The organism is Pseudomonas sp. SIMBA_067 (assembly GCF_046534675.1).
GTDB lineage: Bacteria > Pseudomonadota > Gammaproteobacteria > Pseudomonadales > Pseudomonadaceae > Aquipseudomonas > Aquipseudomonas putida.
In genome coordinates, this window is sequence record NZ_JAWRYH010001249.1 from 1 (window position 1) to 240 (window position 240).

1 protein-coding gene is annotated in these 240 nt (G+C 38.8%); it reads left to right on the forward strand.

Features of this window, described 5'->3' with window-relative positions:
* Positions 1–240, forward strand: a 240-nt coding sequence (locus SB765_RS33300) for a hypothetical protein (RefSeq protein ID WP_410932992.1), incomplete at both ends; no start/stop codon positions are given.

Sequence of the window (240 nt, forward strand, 5' to 3'; positions counted from 1 at the left end):
GAAGAGTACTTAACAACCCTGAGCGCTCCTGTCACTGTTGAGCTTGAACATAAACAAAACGAGCAGTTCTTTGAAGCTAAAATCAGCCCAATGCAAAAAGCCGATGAATATATAGTTGTGATAAGTAACATCACGCAACGAAAGCAGAATCAAGAATCTTTGCATTTAGCGTCATTAGTTTACAACAACAGCAGTGAAGGTATGGCAATCACAGATGAAAATGGCGTTATTTATGATGTG